General features: G+C 56.1%; 17 protein-coding genes. 12 read left to right on the plus strand and 5 right to left on the minus strand.

Going from position 1 to position 17,215, the window contains the following annotated elements; genetic code table 11:
- Positions 1-50: 50 nt before the first annotated feature.
- The gene (locus AB5Y89_RS07380; protein WP_368223312.1) at positions 51-2,198 is read right to left on the minus strand and encodes a prolyl oligopeptidase family protein; all 2,148 of its coding nucleotides are present in this window, start codon (positions 2,196-2,198) and stop codon (positions 51-53) included.
- Between the two features lie 215 nt (positions 2,199-2,413).
- Here AB5Y89_RS07380 and AB5Y89_RS07385 point away from each other — a divergent pair, with 215 nt between their 5' ends.
- From AB5Y89_RS07385 to AB5Y89_RS07420, 8 genes are all read left to right on the plus strand, one after another.
- Complete coding sequence (locus AB5Y89_RS07385; protein ID WP_052815505.1) at positions 2,414-3,625, plus strand: threonine synthase; 1,212 nt, start codon at positions 2,414-2,416, stop codon at positions 3,623-3,625.
- A complete protein-coding gene (locus AB5Y89_RS07390) occupies positions 3,622-4,287 on the plus strand; it encodes an amino acid ABC transporter permease (protein WP_368223315.1) in 666 nt (221 codons plus the stop codon). The genes AB5Y89_RS07385 and AB5Y89_RS07390 overlap by 4 nt, the downstream gene beginning before the upstream one ends.
- A 92-nt stretch (positions 4,288-4,379) precedes the next feature.
- Positions 4,380-5,042 (plus strand): amino acid ABC transporter permease, encoded by a 663-nt coding sequence (locus AB5Y89_RS07395; protein WP_368223317.1) that lies wholly within the window; start codon positions 4,380-4,382, stop codon positions 5,040-5,042.
- Positions 5,039-5,800, plus strand: coding sequence for an amino acid ABC transporter ATP-binding protein (locus AB5Y89_RS07400; RefSeq protein WP_102983667.1), 762 nt, complete (start codon positions 5,039-5,041; stop codon positions 5,798-5,800). The genes AB5Y89_RS07395 and AB5Y89_RS07400 overlap by 4 nt, the downstream gene beginning before the upstream one ends.
- Positions 5,797-6,633, plus strand: a complete 837-nt coding sequence (locus tag AB5Y89_RS07405) for a transporter substrate-binding domain-containing protein (protein WP_288212710.1) — start codon at positions 5,797-5,799, stop codon at positions 6,631-6,633. The genes AB5Y89_RS07400 and AB5Y89_RS07405 overlap by 4 nt, the downstream gene beginning before the upstream one ends.
- A gap of 220 nt (positions 6,634-6,853) precedes the next feature.
- On the plus strand, positions 6,854-8,113 hold the full coding sequence (locus tag AB5Y89_RS07410) for an MgtC/SapB family protein (RefSeq protein WP_183148934.1): 1,260 nt from the start codon (positions 6,854-6,856) through the stop codon (positions 8,111-8,113).
- Positions 8,114-8,202: 89 nt separating this feature from the next.
- A complete protein-coding gene (locus AB5Y89_RS07415; RefSeq protein ID WP_041215770.1) occupies positions 8,203-8,793 on the plus strand; it encodes a sugar O-acetyltransferase in 591 nt (196 codons plus the stop codon).
- On the plus strand, positions 8,790-9,131 hold the full coding sequence (locus AB5Y89_RS07420) for a DUF1294 domain-containing protein (protein WP_368223320.1): 342 nt from the start codon (positions 8,790-8,792) through the stop codon (positions 9,129-9,131). Before AB5Y89_RS07415 ends, AB5Y89_RS07420 begins: the two co-directional genes overlap by 4 nt.
- Positions 9,132-9,205: 74 nt before the next feature.
- On the opposite strand, the gene AB5Y89_RS07425 is transcribed toward AB5Y89_RS07420, so the two are convergent.
- Genes AB5Y89_RS07425 through AB5Y89_RS07435 form a run of 3 tightly spaced genes read right to left on the minus strand, consistent with a single transcriptional unit; the run spans position 9,206 to position 13,815 of the window.
- Positions 9,206-10,717, minus strand: a complete 1,512-nt coding sequence (locus AB5Y89_RS07425) for a GGDEF domain-containing protein (RefSeq protein WP_368223322.1) — start codon at positions 10,715-10,717, stop codon at positions 9,206-9,208.
- Complete coding sequence (locus AB5Y89_RS07430) at positions 10,714-12,165, minus strand: EAL domain-containing protein (protein ID WP_368223324.1); 1,452 nt, start codon at positions 12,163-12,165, stop codon at positions 10,714-10,716. Before AB5Y89_RS07430 ends, AB5Y89_RS07425 begins: the two co-directional genes overlap by 4 nt.
- Before the next feature lie 3 nt (positions 12,166-12,168).
- Entirely contained in the window at positions 12,169-13,815 is a 1,647-nt protein-coding gene (locus AB5Y89_RS07435; RefSeq protein ID WP_368223327.1) for a response regulator, read from the minus strand.
- Between the two features lie 377 nt (positions 13,816-14,192).
- On the opposite strand from AB5Y89_RS07435, the gene AB5Y89_RS07440 reads away from it, so the two are divergent.
- From AB5Y89_RS07440 to AB5Y89_RS07455, 4 genes are all read left to right on the plus strand, one after another.
- Entirely contained in the window at positions 14,193-14,885 is a 693-nt protein-coding gene (locus AB5Y89_RS07440; RefSeq protein WP_368223330.1) for a transcriptional regulator, read from the plus strand.
- Between the two features lies 1 nt (position 14,886).
- Positions 14,887-15,345 (plus strand): hypothetical protein, encoded by a 459-nt coding sequence (locus AB5Y89_RS07445; protein ID WP_368223333.1) that lies wholly within the window; start codon positions 14,887-14,889, stop codon positions 15,343-15,345.
- 196 nt (positions 15,346-15,541) lie between these two features.
- The gene (locus tag AB5Y89_RS07450; RefSeq protein ID WP_043154852.1) at positions 15,542-15,754 is read left to right on the plus strand and encodes a hypothetical protein; all 213 of its coding nucleotides are present in this window, start codon (positions 15,542-15,544) and stop codon (positions 15,752-15,754) included.
- A 199-nt stretch (positions 15,755-15,953) separates the two neighbouring features.
- Positions 15,954-16,415, plus strand: a complete 462-nt coding sequence (locus AB5Y89_RS07455) for a hypothetical protein (RefSeq protein ID WP_202016162.1) — start codon at positions 15,954-15,956, stop codon at positions 16,413-16,415.
- 73 nt (positions 16,416-16,488) lie between these two features.
- Here AB5Y89_RS07455 and AB5Y89_RS07460 read toward each other — a convergent pair whose 3' ends face one another.
- Positions 16,489-17,124 (minus strand): FMN-binding negative transcriptional regulator, encoded by a 636-nt coding sequence (locus tag AB5Y89_RS07460; RefSeq protein WP_052815511.1) that lies wholly within the window; start codon positions 17,122-17,124, stop codon positions 16,489-16,491.
- Positions 17,125-17,215 lie beyond the last annotated feature (91 nt).

Genomic DNA, 17,215 nt, shown 5'->3' on the forward strand with positions numbered 1-17,215 from the left:
CCCCGCAGGGCCCTAATGATAGTGGATGGCTGACGCCCGCCTCGCCCGGATCAAGGCTGACGCGGCAACTGCTGATAGCCCATCTCGTACAGGGTGAAGGCATAGATGTCCGCACTCTGCTCGATAAGCTTGGCCACCGGCGTGCCCGCCCCGTGCCCGGCATTGGTCTCGATGCGGATGAGCTGGGGATGGGGGCCGGCATTGTCGGCCTGCAGGGTGGCGGCAAACTTGAAGGAGTGGGCCGGCACCACCCGATCGTCGTGATCCGCCGTGGTCACCAGGGTCGAGGGGTAGCTGACACCGGGTCGGACGTTGTGCAGGGGCGAGTAGCCCTTCAGGTAGTCGAACATCGCCTCGCTGTCGGCGCTGGTGCCGTAGTCATAAGCCCAGCCCGCCCCGGCGGTGAAGGTGTGGTAGCGCAGCATGTCGAGCACCCCCACCGCCGGCAGGGCGACCCGCATCAGATCCGGCCGCTGGGTCATGACCGCCCCCACCAGCAGACCGCCGTTGGAGCCACCACGGATCGCCAGCCGATCGGTGCGGGTGTAGCCCTCGGCCTTGAGGTACTCGGCCGCCGCGATGAAGTCGTCGAACACGTTCTGCTTGTTCTGCTGGGTGCCCGCCAGATGCCAGGCCTGGCCGTACTCGCCGCCCCCGCGCAGGTTGGCCACCGCATAGACGCCCCCCAGATCCAGCCAGTTGGCCACCGATACGCTGAAGCTCGGGGTCAGGCTCACGTCGAAACCGCCGTAGCCGTAGAGGATGGTCGGGTTGCTGCCATCGAGTTTCAGCCCCTTGCGGTAGCTGATGATGAGCGGCACCCGGGTGCCGTCCTTGCTCTGGTAGAAGCGCTGCTCGGAAACGTAATCCTCCGGCTTGAACGGCGCCGCCGAGGCGCGATAGAGGCTGATGGCGCCGCTTTTTGGCTCGAACTTGTAGAGAGTCGGCGGCTGGGCATAGTTCTCGAAGCCAAAGTAGAGGGCGGGATCATCGTGCTTGCCGTTGAAGCCGCTGACGCTGCCAAGGCCGGGCAGCGCCACCTCGCGCACCCGCTTGCCCTCATAGTCGAACTGTTCGACCCGGGCGGTGGCATCCACCATGTATTCGGCGAACAGATAGCCGCTGCCGCTGTGCACCGTCAGCACCTGCTGACGCTCGGGGATGAGATCCCGCCAGCGGGCCGGGCCCGGGTTGGCGGCATCCACCGTCACCAGCCGGCGGTTGGGGGCGTCCCGGTTGGTCAGCAGGTAAAGGGTGCCGCCCTTGTTGTCCACCAGGCTCACGTCCGCCTCCAGATCCCCCTGCACCGTTAGCAGCGGCGCGTTCTCCTGGCTCAGATCCTTCACATAGAGGCGGTTGCCGGAGGTGGAGTTCGCCGCCGAGATGAGCAGGAAGCGGTCATCCTCGGTGACGGTCGCCCCCACGTAGCGGTGGTGCTGGGCCGGGATGGCGCCGAACACCAGCCGGTCATCCTGCTGCGCCGTGCCGAGCCGGTGGAAATAGACCTTGTGCTGATCGGTCCTGGCCGACAGCTCGCTGCCATCCGGCTTGTCGTAGCTCGAGTAGAAGAAGCCCTCGTTGCCGAGCCAGCTGATGCCGCTGAACTTCACGTCCTTGAGGGGCGCCTCCAGCGGCTGCTTGCTCTCCACGTCCATCAGGTGGATCTCGCGCCAGTCACTGCCCGCCAGCGACAAGGAGTAGGCCAGGATGCGGCCATCACGGGAGAAGCTCAGCTGATCCAGCGCCGTGGTGCCGTCGGGGCTGAGGGTATTGGGATCGAGGAACACCTCGGCCGGCTTGCCCTCCAGCTGGCGCCACAGCACGTTCTGGTTCTGCAGGCCGTCGTTCTTGAAGAAGTAGTGGTAGCGCCCCTCGCGAAACGGCGCCCCCTCCTTGGCGTAGTTCCAGGAGGCGGCCAGCTTCTCCTTGATGGCGGCGCGATACGGGATCTGCGCCAGGTAACCCTGAGTCACCCGGTTCTGGGCCTTGACCCAGGCCTCCGTCTCGGGGCTGCGATCATCCTCCAGCCAGCGATAGGGGTCGGCCACGGCCTGGCCGAAATAGTGATCCACCTGCTCACCCTGGCGGGTGACGGGGTAGTGAAGGCGCGTATTCCCTGACATGGCATCCTCTCTGGTTGGCTGGCCGCTGCACGCACAGAGCAGTGACAGGGCCAGCAGGCTGACAATGGCTCGCATCGAGGCGGCTCCCTGCGGTTTGAGTGAGCGGGCAGGTTAACAAAGCGCGCCGGATGGCCCAACCCCCCGACCGGTGGCAGAGGATGGCCCGCCGACACGGGGGAGCCATATGAATTTTTTCGCTTAAGTTTGCCGCTTTATTTTGTTTGTTATCCGGCCCTTGGGTCACAGGATGGAATAAGACACCAGCCAACGTGAGCCATTCAGGATAAAGCATGCCGTACAGCTACCTATCACATCTGCGTTGCAGCAAGACCGGCGAGATAGTGGATGCCGATCAGCCCCAGCAGTTGAGCCCGGTCGGTGCCCCCTTGCTGGCCAGTTACGACCTCGAGGCCCTGAAACAGGCCTGGCACCCGGCCGCGCTGCTGGGGCGCCCCGCCAGCCTGTGGCGCTACCACGAGCTGCTGCCGGTGCGCGACCCCGCCCAGGTGATCACCCTGGGGGAAGGCTTCACCCCTCTGCTGCCCCTGCCCGCTTTCGGCAAACAGATCGGCATTCCGGATCTCTGGATGAAGGATGAGAGCATCATCCCCACCGGTTCTTTCAAGGCCCGCGGCGCCGCGGTCGGCGTCTCCCGCGCCCGGGAGCTCGGCATCACCCACTTCGCCATGCCCACCAACGGCAACGCCGGTGCGGCCTGGGCGCTTTACGGCGCCCGCGCCGGCTTGCGCAGCACCATAGTCATGCCCCAGGCGGCACCCGCCATCACAAGACTGGAGACCTCGCTGGCCGGTGCCCGCCTCTATCTGGTGGATGGCCTCATCAGCGACGCCGGTCGCCAGGTGGCCGAGGCGGTGGCCGAGCAGGGGCTGTTCGATGCCTCCACCCTCAAGGAGCCCTATCGCATCGAGGGCAAGAAGACCATGGGGCTGGAGATCGCCGAGCAGCTCGGCTGGACTCTGCCGGACGTCATCCTCTACCCCACCGGCGGCGGGGTTGGTCTCATCGGCATCTACAAAGCGCTGCGGGAGTTGCAGGAGCTGGGCTGGGTCAAGGGGCCGCTGCCGCGACTGGTGGCGGTGCAGGCGAGCGGCTGCGCCCCCATCGTCCAGGCCTGGCAGCAGGGGGAGCGCGAATCGCGCTTCTGGCCCGATTCCCAGACCCTCGCCTTTGGCATCAACGTGCCCAAGGCGCTGGGGGACTTTCTGGTGCTGGACGCCCTCTATCGCACCGAGGGGTGCGCCGTCGCGGTGGACGATAGCGCCATCCAGCGCGAGATCCGACAGCTCGCCGCGCGCGAAGGCAGCTTCGTCTGCCCGGAAGGGGCGGCCGCCTTCGCCGCTGCCCGCCAGCTGCGGGAAGCGGGCTGGATACAGGGGGGCGAGCGGGTGGTGGTGCTCAACACCGGCGCCGGCATCAAGTACCCTGACGCCATCACGGTCGTGCCCCAGCGGCTGCGCCGCGACGGGAGGATCCCGGCATGAGCTTCGACTGGTCCTTTGTTCTCACTACCCTGCCGGCGTTCGGCCAATCGGTCTGGGTCACCCTGCAGCTCGGCGCCATCGTGATCCTCACCTCGCTCGCCGTGGCGATGCTCAATGTGACGCTGCAAAGCCTGCACAAGCCCTGGCTGAACGGGGTGATCCGCGCCTATGTGGAGCTGGCCCGCAACACGCCGCTCTTGATCCAGCTGTTCTTTCTCTACTTCGGGCTGCCGGCACTCGGCATCTCGCTCTCCGGCTTTGCCACGGCGGTGATCGCCATGACCTTCCTCGGCGGCGGTTACCTGACCGAGGCGCTGCGGGCAGGCATTCAGGCAATCCCCCCCAGCCAGCTGGAGGCGGGCCGGGCCATCGGCCTCTCCCGCTGGCAGCTGCTGCGCCACGTCCAGCTGCCCCAGGCCTGGCTCGCCAGCCTGCCGGCGCTGTTTGCCAACTTCATCTTTCTGCTCAAAGAGACCACGGTGGCCTCGGCAGTGGCGGTGCCCGAGCTCCTCTACACCACCAAGAACTACATCGCCCTCTACTACAAGACCTACGAGATGCTGGCGGTGCTGACCTTGATGTGCGTGCTGATCTTTCTGCCGCTCTCCCTTGCACTGCGGGTCGTTGAAAGGAGACTGCAACATGGCCAGTTCGGTCACTGAATCGCTGATGCAGGCGAGGATCCCGATGTGGGCACTTATCTTCCTGCAGCCGCCGTCACTCGCCACCCATGCACAAAGAAGGAGGGCTCGCTATGGCCATTCCAGTCACTGAACAGCTGACGCAGGCGCTGCCGCTGCTGGCGGTGGGCGCGGGCCAGACCCTCGCCATCTCCCTGCTCGCCATCCTGTTCGCGACCCTGGGCGGGGTCGGTTATGGCGTGCTGGCCCAGCAGGGGGGAAGGCTGACTCGGGGAGTGTTGCGAGTCTATCTGGAGCTGTTTCGGGTGGTACCCGTGCTGGTCTGGCTCTACCTCTTCTTCTTCGGGCTGCCGATCTTCTTTGGCCTGGACATCCCGGCCTTCTGGTGCGCCGTGCTGGTGCTGGCCCTCTGGGGCGCCAGCGAGGTGGGCGAAGTGGTGCGCGGCGGCCTCAAATCCCTCGCCCGCGGCCAGCAGGAGGCCGGCCTGGCGCTCGGGCTCTCCCGCTGGCAGCTCTATCGCCACGTGCTGCTGCCCCAGGCGCTGCAACGGCTGACGCCGCCGACCATCAACATCTACACCCGCATCATCAAGACCAGCTCCCTGGCGGTGCTGATCGGGGTGGTGGAGGTGATCAAGGTGGGCCAGCAGATCATCGAGCGCACCTATGGCTCGCTGCTCATCTACGGTCTGCTGTTCCTGTTTTTCTTTCTGGTCTGCTATCCGCTCTCGCTCGCCTCGCGCCGGCTGGAGCAACAATGGGGTAATGCGGTATGACACCTCTGCTTGAGCTCAATGCTGTCAGCAAACAATTCGGCCAACACCGGGTACTGGACGAGGTCAGCCTCACGGTGAACGCCGGGGAAGTGATCGTCATCCTGGGGCCGAGCGGCTGCGGCAAAAGCACCTTGCTGCGCACCCTCAACGGGCTCGAACCCATTCAGGGGGGCGATATTCGCTTCGACGGAGAGTTGCTGGATGCCAGCACCGACTGGCAGCGGCTTCGCCAGCGCATCGGCATGGTGTTCCAGAGCTATCACCTCTTCCCCAACCTGACGGTGCTGGAGAACGTGCTGCTCGGCCCTGTGCAGGTGCAGAAGCGGGAGCGAGCCGAGGCCCTGCTGCAGGCGGAACAGCTGCTGACCCGCATCGGCCTGTGGGAGCGGCGCCATGACTATCCGCGCCAGCTCTCCGGCGGCCAGCAGCAGCGCATCGCCATCGTGCGGGCCCTGTGCATGAACCCCCAGGTGATGCTGTTTGACGAGGTGACCGCAGCGCTGGATCCCGAGATGGTGCAGGAGGTGCTGGAGGTGATCCGGGATCTCGCCGGCAGCGGCATGACCCTGCTCATCGTCACCCACGAGCTGGCCTTCGCCCAGGCGGTGGCGGATCGCATCGTCTTCATGGACGGCGGCCACATCCTGGAGCAGGCCGCCCCCCATCAATTTTTCGACAATCCCAGGAGCCAGCGTGCCCGCCAGTTCCTCGCCAAGTTTTCTTATACAACTGTCAGCAAACGAAAGGAGTCAGCATGAAGATAATTACCTCGGTCCTGTTTAGCGCCCTCATCGGCCTGGGCCTCGCCAGCGGCGCCGCCCAGGCAGAAGACGGTTCCCTCGCCAAGATCAAGGCGCGGGACAAGCTCATCGTCGGCGTCTTCACCGACAAGCCGCCGTTTGGCTATGTGGACGAGAAGGGCAACTACGTCGGCTTTGACACCGATCTCGGCCGCCGCTTCGCCAAGGATCTGCTGGGGGACGAAAACAAGATCGAGTTCGTGGCGGTGGAGCCCGCCAGCCGCATCCCCTTCCTGCAGAGCGACAAGGTGGATCTCATCCTCGCCAACATGACGGTGACCCCGGAGCGGCGGCAGGTGGTGGACTTCACCAACCCGAACCTCAAGGTCGCGGTGCAGGTGCTGGTGCCGGAAGGCAGCGACGCCAAGAAGCTCGACGATCTGGCCGGCAAGCGGCTTATCGTCACTACCGGCACCACGGCCGACATCTGGCTGACCCGCAACCACCCGGACTGGAAGGTGCTCAAGTTCGAGAAGAACACCGAATCCCTGCAGGCCCTGGCCCAGGGCCGTGGCGACGCCTACGCCCAGGACAACCTGGTGCTGTTCAGCTGGGCCAAGGAGAACCCGGGCTATCGGGTGCTGCCAGAGAAGCTGGGCTCGGAAGACCCCATCGCGCCGGCGGTGAAGAAGGGCAATATCGAGCTGCGTGACTGGGTCAACGACCGTCTCGCCAAGCTGGGGGAAGAGAAGTACCTGCTCAAACTCTACGACCAGTATGTGCGCGACAAGCTTAGCGCCGATACCGATCCCAACGACGTGATAGTGGAAGGAGGCAAGTGGCAGGGTTGAGCCCTGCCCCCACAGCAGTGCTGAGTGTGAAGTGTGTGATCTTTGGTTCCGTTGGTCTGCAAACCGCAAGGTTTGACCTTTCCAGGCGCCCCCTCCAGGTGGCGCCTTTTTTTTGTTTGCAAGACCCCGGCAGGCGGGACACCCGCTCTGTGAGCCAGCTCCCCCTGCCCCGGGATGTCCTGTGCCATCCTCACTGAAACGGCAGCGGGAGGAGAAACCCATGTGGATAGAGGCCGAGCCCGTCTACGGCGCCCTGGTGTCCCTGGCCATCGGGCTCATCATCGGGCTGGAGCGGGGCTGGCAGGTGCGCCAGCTCGGAGACAACCAGCGCATCGCCGGGATGCGCACCTATGGCCTCATCGGTCTGCTCGGCGGGGTCTGCGCCCTGCTGCTGCCCACCCTGGGGCCCTGGCTGGCCCTGCTCGGTCTGCTGACCGTGGTGACGGGGTGCGGCCTCTCGGTCTGGCTGGCCCAGCGCTGGCAGGGGGAGTTCGGCCTCACCAGCTCGGTAGCCATGGTGCTCACCTACCTGCTGGGGCTGATGTCGGTGCTGCAGAGCCCGAGCGAGGCGGTGGCCTGCGCCGTGCTGGCGGCCCTCCTGATGGGGCTCAAGGGCAAGATCCAGCAGGGGATGCTGTTCTTGAGCGAACTGGAATTTCACGCCACCCTGCGCTTTCTGCTCATCTCCCTGGTGCTGCTGCCGGTGCTCCCCGATACCGAGATGGGTCCCCTCAATGCCTTCAATCCCTTCAAGATCTGGCTGATGGTGGTGGTGATCGCCGGCATCTCGTTCTGTGGTCACTTCGCGGTGCGCCTGCTCGGCACCCGCTCCGGGCTGGTGCTCACCAGCATGCTGGCGGGGCTCGCCTCCTCCACCGCCCTCACCCTGCAATTTGCCCGCCTCAACAAGGAGCAAGGAGGGCTGGAGCGGCTGCTGGCCACCGGCATCCTGCTGGCGGGGGCCACCATGTGGCTCAGGCTGCTGGCACTGGTGCTGATCATCCACGGGGAGCTGGCGCTGCGTCTGGCCGCCCCCCTGCTGCTGCTGGCGGCCATCGTCTACGGCTTTGCCTTCTGGTTCTGGCGCCAGCGGGAAGAGATGCCGGACGGCCCGGTACAGCCCGAAACCCGCAACCCGCTGGATCTCGCCACCGCCATCAAGTTCGGTCTGCTGCTCGCCCTCATCGGCTTCATGGCCACCCTGCTGCAAAGCAAGGTGGGCAACTCCGGGGTCTATCTGCTGTCGCTGGTCTCCGGCATCACGGACGTGGACGCCATCACCCTCTCCCTCTCCCAGCTCGCCCAGAAGGAGCTGGCCCTGGAGGTAGCCGCCAGGGGCATACTGCTCGCCGGGCTGGTCAACTCCCTGGTGAAAGGGGTGCTGGCACTGGTGATTGGCGGACGCAGCCTGGGGCGGCGGGTCTTGCTCCCCTACCTCGTCTCCATCCTGCTCATCCTGCCCCTTGTCCTGATGACATGATGACGGGGATCACCTGACGGGCCCGGCACTCTGACACCCCCTCCCCTTGTCGCGTATACTGCCCCCTCTTGCAGCAGGAGGAGATGACCATGGCAAGCGACTGGGACAAGGTACTGGCGGGGGGCGCCCTGGACAGCCAGAGCGAGGAGATAGCGAACGACCGCATTCGCGGCCAGGCGCTGCTGAGCCGACTCAACGCCTCACCGGCGGGGGATCACGTCCTGCGCCAGCAGATCTGCCGCGACCTCTTCGCCCACTGTCCCGACTCCTGCTGGATCAGCACCCCCTTCACCTGCGAATTCGGCCGCAACATCCACATCGGCGAGAAGACCTTCTTCAACTTCAACGTCACCATACTCGACGTGGGCGAGGTGCACATCGGCAACCATGTGCTGCTGGCCCCCAACGTGCAGATCTACACCGCCACCCACACCATGGACTATCTGGAGCGACGCAACTGGACCGCCTACAACAAGCCGGTGCGGATCGGCGATGACTGCTGGATTGGCGGCGGGGCCATCATCTGCCCAGGCGTCACCATAGGGCCCCGCTCCATCATAGGGGCTGGCGCCGTGGTCACCCGGGACATCCCGGCGGACTCCCTGGCGGTGGGCAATCCGGCCCGGGTGATCCGCACGTTACAACCGGGCGAGACTCGGGATCAGGCGTGCCTGTCATGATGGCCCTTGCCCTGCTGCCTTTGGGTTGGGCAGGCTGGCTCGGCGCGCACGATGCCAACTGGTGGCCGCTGTCCCTGATCCTGCTGATGAGCCTGCTGACCCTGGTCGTCTACGCCTGGGACAAACGCCAGGCCATTCGTGGCGGCTGGCGCGTGCCCGAGGCCCGCCTGCATCTGCTTGAGCTGTGCGGCGGCTGGCCCGGCGCCCTGGTCGCCCGCCAGTGGCTGCGCCACAAGACCCAGAAGGGGAGCTACCGCCTGCGGTTCTGGGCCATCGTCTGGGGGCAGTTGCTGCTGCTCGGGATCTGGCTCGGCTGGCCGCTCTGGCAGGGGATCTGAGCAAGCAGAGAGCAGGAGAGTCACAGGTTAAGGTTCTAAACCATCCTTTGGTATAGCGGCAGATCGGGCGCCGGCTAAGCCGCTCGCTCTGGTTGCAGACATCTCGCAGAGCGGGCTGCACTGCACGCCGCGTGGATGTCAGTGCAAACCGGTGACCCGTAAAGGGCCTTGGCCATCAATAACGTAGGCTCCCCGTTGATCGCCTGCATGACATTGTTCTTGCCGTTTTGCTTGACCTGATAAAGCAACTTGTCCGCAGCATTGACCGTGTTGGAAATATCGTCGCCCATTCTGACCAAACCACCGGAAAAGGTGACATTCAACTCAACACTCGGGATAGTAACGGGGGAAGACCATAATCGTCTGACAATATCCAGCATGTCATTTTCTGCAACACCGGTCCGATACAGCAACACGAACTCCTCCCCTCCCCATCGACATATGATGTCATCCTTTCTACTGTGCTTTTTAAGATGAGTTACAAATGCCACCAATACTTGGTCACCCATATCATGGCCATGGTTATCATTGATTGACTTAAAATTGTCTATATCCATCATCAGCACATATGAATATTTCTGATGAACGTTTTTACTGTGAATGGCTTTTCTGCTATAGACCCCCGTCAATCCATCTCTGGACTCCCTATCACCCCAAAATATGATCAAAATGTAAATAACCAACATCAGAATGAATACAATTTGAAACGTAAAGATAAATCTATGGGTTGATACAATTGCCTGAATAAAATCAAAACCATCATATTCCCAAAACAGATTGAAACGTCTCGAGTCGAACAGCGACAGCTCTTTTCCGAAACAAAGCATGGTATTTTCACAGCTACCATTCGTATCGTTTATCCTGAATTTTGTTGGTTTTAGAACATCTTCGCTGTCATAGAAGCTTTCGAAAAGTATCTTTGTCCTCAGATCAAAACCAATTATCCCAAAACTCTCTTTACTTAATTGATAGGGAAACAGCAATGTGATGACATCATCGTTTGAAAACGTATCTGTATACTGGTTAGTCACATAAGGATTGATATCACAGACGGAGCCTGGATCTGAATCAAAGCATGAACTAAAATGCCTCCAATATTCAGATTCCTTGAAGTCTTTATCCAGTTGATGCAGCTGGGCTGGAATGAATAATTGTTGCTCTGTCATTCCAATCAGCTTGTAGTCATTCGTAATCAAGTAAATACTGCTGACATGTTTGCTATTCAATAATATAGCGTATGGCGCAATCCATTTCGCCTCATTTATATGCAAACTCTGCTTCGACTTTAGCACTCCAGTATAATTATCATAGACAAAATACTGATAGTTCCCTTTGATTTTCGCCAATTCTTTATACAAGGAGTTTTGGCTTTTATATGCATCAACATCATTAGCTTTACCGTCATATAAGATAGCATTGATATCAAGTGACGAAATATCAAAGTAAAGCTCATCGAGCACATCAATATTGAACTTGGCATGAGAGGTGAAAATTGTCTTTATATATAAAAAGGATAACCAGGTAGATATCACTGTCGCGATAATAAAACTGACAAAAACATAGCTCACTTTGAAATTTAAATTCATGAACGCTGCCTCGACAAAGATATTATGTCAGATATTGGCATGGCCTTGCTCCACAGCCAGCCTTGCTGAAAGTGCACGCCATGAAAAGCAAGAAAGCTAGCTTGCTCGGCGGTCTCAACACCCTCTGCAATTGTCCTTGCATTGATACTTTCCGCCAAAGAGATTATATTCCTCAATATATTAAAGCTCCTCTTTTCGGTGACAACGAGATCAATGAATTTCTTATCTATCTTTATGTAATCAAAAGGGATATTTAGAATGCTTAGCAACGTTGAATTGCCAGTGCCATAATCATCTATCGCCAGTTTGATACCAGCCTGACGCAACGCGAGAATATTTTCATATAGCCTATCACTATAGACGAGCGCCTCTCGCTCTGTTATTTCCAGTACCATGACTATGCTCCCCGGCTTGAACGAGCCAATGAACTCGACACAGTCCTGAACTAGACGCGGATCTCCCAGATGGCCGGGACTAATATTAAAACCAATCTTGAAGCCTGCTGGTAAATGGGAGGCGATTTCAAGCAGTTCCTCTTTCACTCGTACAAACAATTGCCGGGTAATCGTGACGATGAGGTCTGATCGCTCTGCAATGCCTATAAAATCAACAGGATAAACAATACCTTTCTTGGGATGAAGCCAGCGCAGCAGAATCTCCCCACCGATAACTCGACCATCTATTGATGAAACGACCGGCTGCATATACGGCTTCAATTCATGATTAACAATAGCTTTCTTCAACAAATGTTTCTTGAAGAGATCAGTAATATGATGCTGACCATCACGCATGAAAAAGCATATGCTGACCATCATTGCAAAAATTAAAAACCCTATTCTTGAACCTACAGATAAGGTCTTATGGGAGGAGTCCTCGCCGAGCTGAATGGAAATATATGGACTAACTAAATCTGTGTGGCCATTGTGCTGATTGACATTGATATGATGATGGAGGTTTTCATTTCCATCATGCTGCATGACCATGAATGCCAACAAATATTGATGCATCAAAGCCTGGTGAGCGAGGGACTTCATCTCAACTTGAATTGTGAATTCTTCATCAATATTGATATAGTTCCGCACCATGTCAACATTATTATCAGACATACGGACGGAGGAGTTCAAAGAATGTGAGTCATCATGATGATATGATGAACAATACGGTTGATTGAGCTTGAGAAATGTCAAGCTATACAACAGAGGATGATCCATCACTGTAGATAACAGTTCTGACTTCACCAATGGATCACAGTTACCATTCACTTTACTACTAAACGTATTAAATATCTCTGTCATCAACAGCATCTGTTCACTCAACATAGCCTTGTCATAACTTTCCGTAAGAACTGTTGTTGAGTGAGGATTATCCGAGGGATAAACATACATGATCAACATCAGCAACAATGTTATAAGCAGTATAATTTTTCTATTTTCAATAGAGAGTGTCATAGCTTATGCTCTTTTGTTTGCTGTATGTTGCTTGGCGACCATCAGCATGTTTTGATAGTTCTTATGTTGTTGCTGTGAGAATGGCATTATGGACGAGATGGTGTTGTCACAGGATTCTATGAGACTTAATACCTCCATCTTGTTCAGCATTCTTGGCCATATCATCCCAAGCAGCTCAATAATTCTGAGCGAAACCTGATGCAAATATGGATTTATCTGATGAAGCTGAATCAATATCATTAGCTCTTTTTGGGGGTGATTCATGCGATATAATAGAGAGGCATCGTATTTCCTCTGATAAAGCTGTTTCTCGCTGGCATGCCTTGCATCCAGTGAGTGCAGCATTATCATGCAACTTTTAGATACCAACAGATCATCTTTATTTAAAGATATCTCGCAAGCAATCTGAAAACTTTCCTTGTAAAGAGAGTCAAACATCAACAAACTACATATTCTGCATAAGTGATAGCGAGTATAAAAATCGATGTTCACATCGGCTTTCATCACTTTAGAGAATAGCAACATAGCTTTTCCCAACTCACCACGCAGGATGCAAGAGTGAACATATAATAGTTCTACACTTATCTTTTCATCTGGTTCGGAAACAGAGCCATATAGTGTAGAAATGAAAGATTCTATTTTTCTTAAACTGTCTAGCCGAGCAGAGTCATAGCCTTCTTTCTCTAGTGAGAAAAGCATGACTCTGACAATATTTAAAGAGGGTGTCAGATTGTCTCTGAAAGTACCTTTGCAGCATGCTTGATAGAGCGAATATCTCCGCTCAGCATTGGGGTAGTCATATTCGGAAAGACAGAGATTTGCTATTACCAGCTCTCGATCAGGATTTCCAGGGGCAAGACTGGAGGCCAGCGAGAGATGAGAAATAGCCTCTGGAATATTATTTTTATATATTTCAAGCTTACTCATCACACTCAGCTCAGGGAGTGCCGACATGGTATTTTCATTACTTATGTGCGCCATGATGGATTCAACTTCATCATAATCACCCAACTCGACAAGCACATTGCAAAGCTCAATTTTGATCCAAGCGTCAGTGTGCTTATTATAGAGGTCCAGATATAGACTTTTCGCCTCATTATATTGCTGTAATGATTGTAAAAACTGGCCTTTGAATTGACTCATCAGCAGTTGATCAACATTGTCATTACCGAGCAGATCATCACATAGTGCAATACCAGCCGCGGCATCATTATGATGGTCCAGCTCATAAAGGGCGCGATACTGACGCCTTTTAAGCAACGCATACTTCAATCTGCTTTGTAATTGCTGCTGACTGAATGGCTTCAGAATATAATCGTCCGGCCTCAACTCTATTATTGAGCGGACAATAGTCTTGGATGATTCCCCGGTTATCATGATGAAGACATTATCAGGCCCCAATAATCTACCATGCCTCATCTCTTCCAGAAGTTGTCTACCATTGAGACCATCACCCAGATTATAATCACATATGATGACATCATACTTTTTCGTTTTTATACAATTGAGAGCAGACTTCCCCTCTTTTACATAATCAATACAGTTATCAGAGAAACCCATGGACCTCAGCATAGTTCTCACTACAGAGATAACAGCTTGTGCATCATCAATAATAAGCACATTATGCTGAGATAGTGTGTATGCGCCCATGTCATCACTCCGAGTATTAAATCATGTTTATTTCATTTATATGAAATGGTTATATAAAGTCTTTTTAAATATAAAATATGCATGATGGATAAATTTTTCTCGCACCATGGATTGTCATCAGAGGCGATGCTAACATCAGGCCTCACCTGTTCTGTAGGCAAATAGGAATAAATAGGAATTACTAGCAACTTGGTATTTCCCTGTAACTATTTGTTACTAATTATCACTCCTACCTCCTGCAGGTAAGGTGGAATCTATATATACTTAACCATACATATTGATGATTGTTCGACTGACGATAGTTAATTGTCGGTAATCATGATGTTAAATATGAGCGTCTATAGATAACGCAATGTATCTATATTTGGTGTAATGACATGAATTCATCCACTGAACTTGAATTGAGAGCCAACGGCAACAGCGTCATGGTTGTCGACCACGCTGGAGACTTGCTTTTTGATGTAACGCTATCTATTGCAGAAGTAAGAATCGTTTCTGCACTCTTCGCCCAAAATGGCAACGTTATAGAGAAAGAACAACTCATATCAATAGGCTGGTCTGGCAAACCAGTCAGCTCAAGTGCACTGACTGTTGCAATCAGCAATATAAGGAGTGCATTGAAAAAAGCCGGTATTGAAATAAAAAATATCCCGAGACTAGGCTATGTAATGAATCTTGCTTCTGCTCATCCTGCACAAGTAGACACAACTCAGGTTATAAATGATGAAGACAATAATGAAGTAAGTATCATGCTGGTACATGATGACGAGCGCCATGATGAACGTCAGGTAACTACTGTAGACATAAAAACTGGTGCTCTATCTTATTTTATGAGATGGCAAGTCAAGCCATCAATCAGAAGCATCATGCGTGTTTTTCTGTTATCGACGGCAGTCGCATTCATCATATCGATGCTGGCGGCTTATTTGTATGAGGCGTCACCCACCGTCTGTGTGCCCGAGCAAGACAGAATAGTTTGTACAAGCGACGATCCCGACTTCCACTTTTCCAACATGTCTATAGAGTTCGACATCGAATCATTCATACATCATGCATTTGAGGAGTCCTAAATTGAGAATCAAGCTAACTAAAGTCTTTTCCGCTATGGCTATGATTTCCATTTCATTACTTCTGCTCGGCATTGCAAATGGATGTGGCTGTAATTATAAGGTGGAAGGTGTAGATGAACAAAATGGGCGGGCATACAAAGGGACATGCCAGCATGGCATATTGACTTATTATGCGTTGGATAAACATGAACGCCGTCTGACGAAAGGACTTCAGATCAGTTTCCTCAACAACATCGTCATATTTAAATTCTATCAGGATACAACACCTCTGATAGACAAGCATCGTTACCTGTCAATGCCGAGCACCAGTATATTGCAAAAATTTCACGTATCTGATCTGCAAGTGATGCTTAATGGGAAGCGGATTATGGTATTTACCTCATCCTTCCCTGAAAGAAAACTTCTTAAGGTCAAAATCAATGGCTACCTCAGCTTCTCAGACCGGCTCCATATAGCCTGACCAGGCTGTGAACAGGATCACTGATCTACCGTTGGCAACTGCCTCTCTCTTTGGTGCATATTCGCCATCTTGATGACTCTCAAATACTGCTCTCGGTGGGCGGTATTTTCATATCCCGGGTATTTCATTGATAAGGCAGCTTAGGGTGTCGATAATGACCATGGAACATAGGAGTTGGGACAAAAAGGAGTCTTTCATGACCATGTGGACAGGTATCGTCCTGATCGTCTTTATCAGCGTGTCGTTCAGCTATCTCACCAAGCGCGCCCGCTACCAGATGGGGGATGCCCGCATTACCGACCGTCTTGGCAAGCAGGACATGATCATCAAGGAGTTGCAGGAGCGCATCGCCAATCTGGAGGCCATCGTCATCGAGGAGGAGAAACGCCGCCCGTTCAAGGATCTCTGATCCGGCAAGCCGGGGGCAAACCAACCAGCCCCCGGGCTGCAAGGGTTTGCCGCCGCCCCCGTTCGCACCCGCTCGCCCTCTGCCTGGCAAAAACGAAATTCACAGCAGGATCAATCCCCTGCCATTTTTCGGCTGAATGCTCGCCAAGCTGGCCCGTTCCCTGCTCCGTCATGACATCAGTCGTACGGAGAGTGACATCATGATCGCCATCGGCACCCTGCTTCCCCTCGCCTCCCTTGCCATCAAGCTCGGCAGCAAGCTGCTGGGCGACGGCACGCCGCCCGCCCAGACCGAGCCTGCCGTGCAGGAAGAGCACCTTTCCCCCACGGTGCAGAGCCTGTTCCAGCGCCTTGGCATCCAGGAGGCTGACAGCGAGCAGAACCGCCCTGCCATCAACCACTTCATGGGGGCGCTGATGCAGACCCTGGGCCAGGAATCCTCGGGCCAGTCGCTGCCCCAGGCCATCGATGCCGCCCGCACCCAGTTGGCAGACGGCACCCAGAGCACCCGCCTCGACGCGCTGCAGAGCGAGCTCGACACCCTCAAGGGCTCCCTCGGCAACAGCGGCCTCAACCTCGATCAGCTGCTTTATGCCTTCAAACAGACACTGCCCCAGGGCCCGGGGGAAGGCGTCGGCAAGCTGCTCAATGCCAGCGCGTGAACGGGAGTGGAACCATGAAAAACGGCAACCTGGAGGTTGCCGTTTTTGTCGGGCCGGATCCCATGATGCCACGCTAGGGTAGTGAGGAAGGTGGACTCAGCATCGCCTCTGCCAGCGTGCTCTGCCCGCGATCCTGCAAGGTATTGGCCGCACCCAGGCGATCCGCTGTCTCCTTGTTCTGACCCAGCTTGAACTTGCCGACCAGCCGCTCAACCTCGATCTCTATGCCCACCACAGCCTGCACCATGGTCTCGAGATAGTCTCTCGGTGCATCCGCCATCTTCCAGGGAATGGACTCTCCCGCCTCGTGGGTACGGGTCAGGGTCGCGAGCAAGCGACGCACGAAGCGGGCATCGTCCCTCACCCGGATACGGCCATGGGCGTGCACCACGGCATAGTTCCAGGTGGGCACCTGCTGGTGATGCACCTGCTTGCCCGGATACCAGCTGGGGGAGATATAACCCTCGGCGGCGCGGAAGATCACCAGCACTTCATCGCCGTCTTTCACCTCCTGCCAGAGCGGGTTGTTGCGGGCCACATGGGCCCGCAGCACACCGTGGGCCCCCTGCTCCCCATCGAACTCGAACGGCAGATGGTTGGCATCCAGCCCCCCTTCACCACAGGTGATCAGGGCCCCCAGAGGGTGCGCCTGCATCAGCTGGTGCAGCGCCTCGGGGTCGGTAACGGCGAAATGGGGTGGCAGGTACATGGGAACTCCTTGATCCGGTTGACGCGTCCATACGCATTGCAGCGGGATCATGCCCTGCCCGGCGCGGGCCGTCACCCCGAATGTGCCCACT

It is taken from the genome of Aeromonas sp. s4 (assembly GCF_040907855.1).
Taxonomy (GTDB): domain Bacteria; phylum Pseudomonadota; class Gammaproteobacteria; order Enterobacterales; family Aeromonadaceae; genus Aeromonas; species Aeromonas caviae.

Excerpts from the sequence above, each read along its gene's own strand:
- AB5Y89_RS07430 (WP_368223324.1), bottom strand. The coding sequence starts at position 12,165 with ATGACACTCTCTATTGAAAATAGAAAAATTATACTGCTTATAACATTG.
- AB5Y89_RS07425 (WP_368223322.1), bottom strand. The coding sequence starts at position 10,717 with ATGAATTTAAATTTCAAAGTGAGCTATGTTTTTGTCAGTTTTATTATC.
- AB5Y89_RS07440 (WP_368223330.1), top strand. The coding sequence starts at position 14,193 with ATGAATTCATCCACTGAACTTGAATTGAGAGCCAACGGCAACAGCGTC.
- AB5Y89_RS07400 (WP_102983667.1), top strand. The coding sequence starts at position 5,039 with ATGACACCTCTGCTTGAGCTCAATGCTGTCAGCAAACAATTCGGCCAA.
- AB5Y89_RS07455 (WP_202016162.1), top strand. The coding sequence starts at position 15,954 with ATGATCGCCATCGGCACCCTGCTTCCCCTCGCCTCCCTTGCCATCAAG.
- AB5Y89_RS07405 (WP_288212710.1), top strand. The coding sequence starts at position 5,797 with ATGAAGATAATTACCTCGGTCCTGTTTAGCGCCCTCATCGGCCTGGGC.
- AB5Y89_RS07420 (WP_368223320.1), top strand. The coding sequence starts at position 8,790 with ATGATGGCCCTTGCCCTGCTGCCTTTGGGTTGGGCAGGCTGGCTCGGC.
- AB5Y89_RS07460 (WP_052815511.1), bottom strand. The coding sequence starts at position 17,124 with ATGTACCTGCCACCCCATTTCGCCGTTACCGACCCCGAGGCGCTGCAC.
- AB5Y89_RS07385 (WP_052815505.1), top strand. The coding sequence starts at position 2,414 with ATGCCGTACAGCTACCTATCACATCTGCGTTGCAGCAAGACCGGCGAG.
- AB5Y89_RS07395 (WP_368223317.1), top strand. The coding sequence starts at position 4,380 with ATGGCCATTCCAGTCACTGAACAGCTGACGCAGGCGCTGCCGCTGCTG.
- AB5Y89_RS07450 (WP_043154852.1), top strand. The coding sequence starts at position 15,542 with ATGACCATGTGGACAGGTATCGTCCTGATCGTCTTTATCAGCGTGTCG.
- AB5Y89_RS07435 (WP_368223327.1), bottom strand. The coding sequence starts at position 13,815 with ATGGGCGCATACACACTATCTCAGCATAATGTGCTTATTATTGATGAT.
- AB5Y89_RS07415 (WP_041215770.1), top strand. The coding sequence starts at position 8,203 with ATGGCAAGCGACTGGGACAAGGTACTGGCGGGGGGCGCCCTGGACAGC.
- AB5Y89_RS07390 (WP_368223315.1), top strand. The coding sequence starts at position 3,622 with ATGAGCTTCGACTGGTCCTTTGTTCTCACTACCCTGCCGGCGTTCGGC.
- AB5Y89_RS07410 (WP_183148934.1), top strand. The coding sequence starts at position 6,854 with ATGTGGATAGAGGCCGAGCCCGTCTACGGCGCCCTGGTGTCCCTGGCC.
- AB5Y89_RS07380 (WP_368223312.1), bottom strand. The coding sequence starts at position 2,198 with ATGCGAGCCATTGTCAGCCTGCTGGCCCTGTCACTGCTCTGTGCGTGC.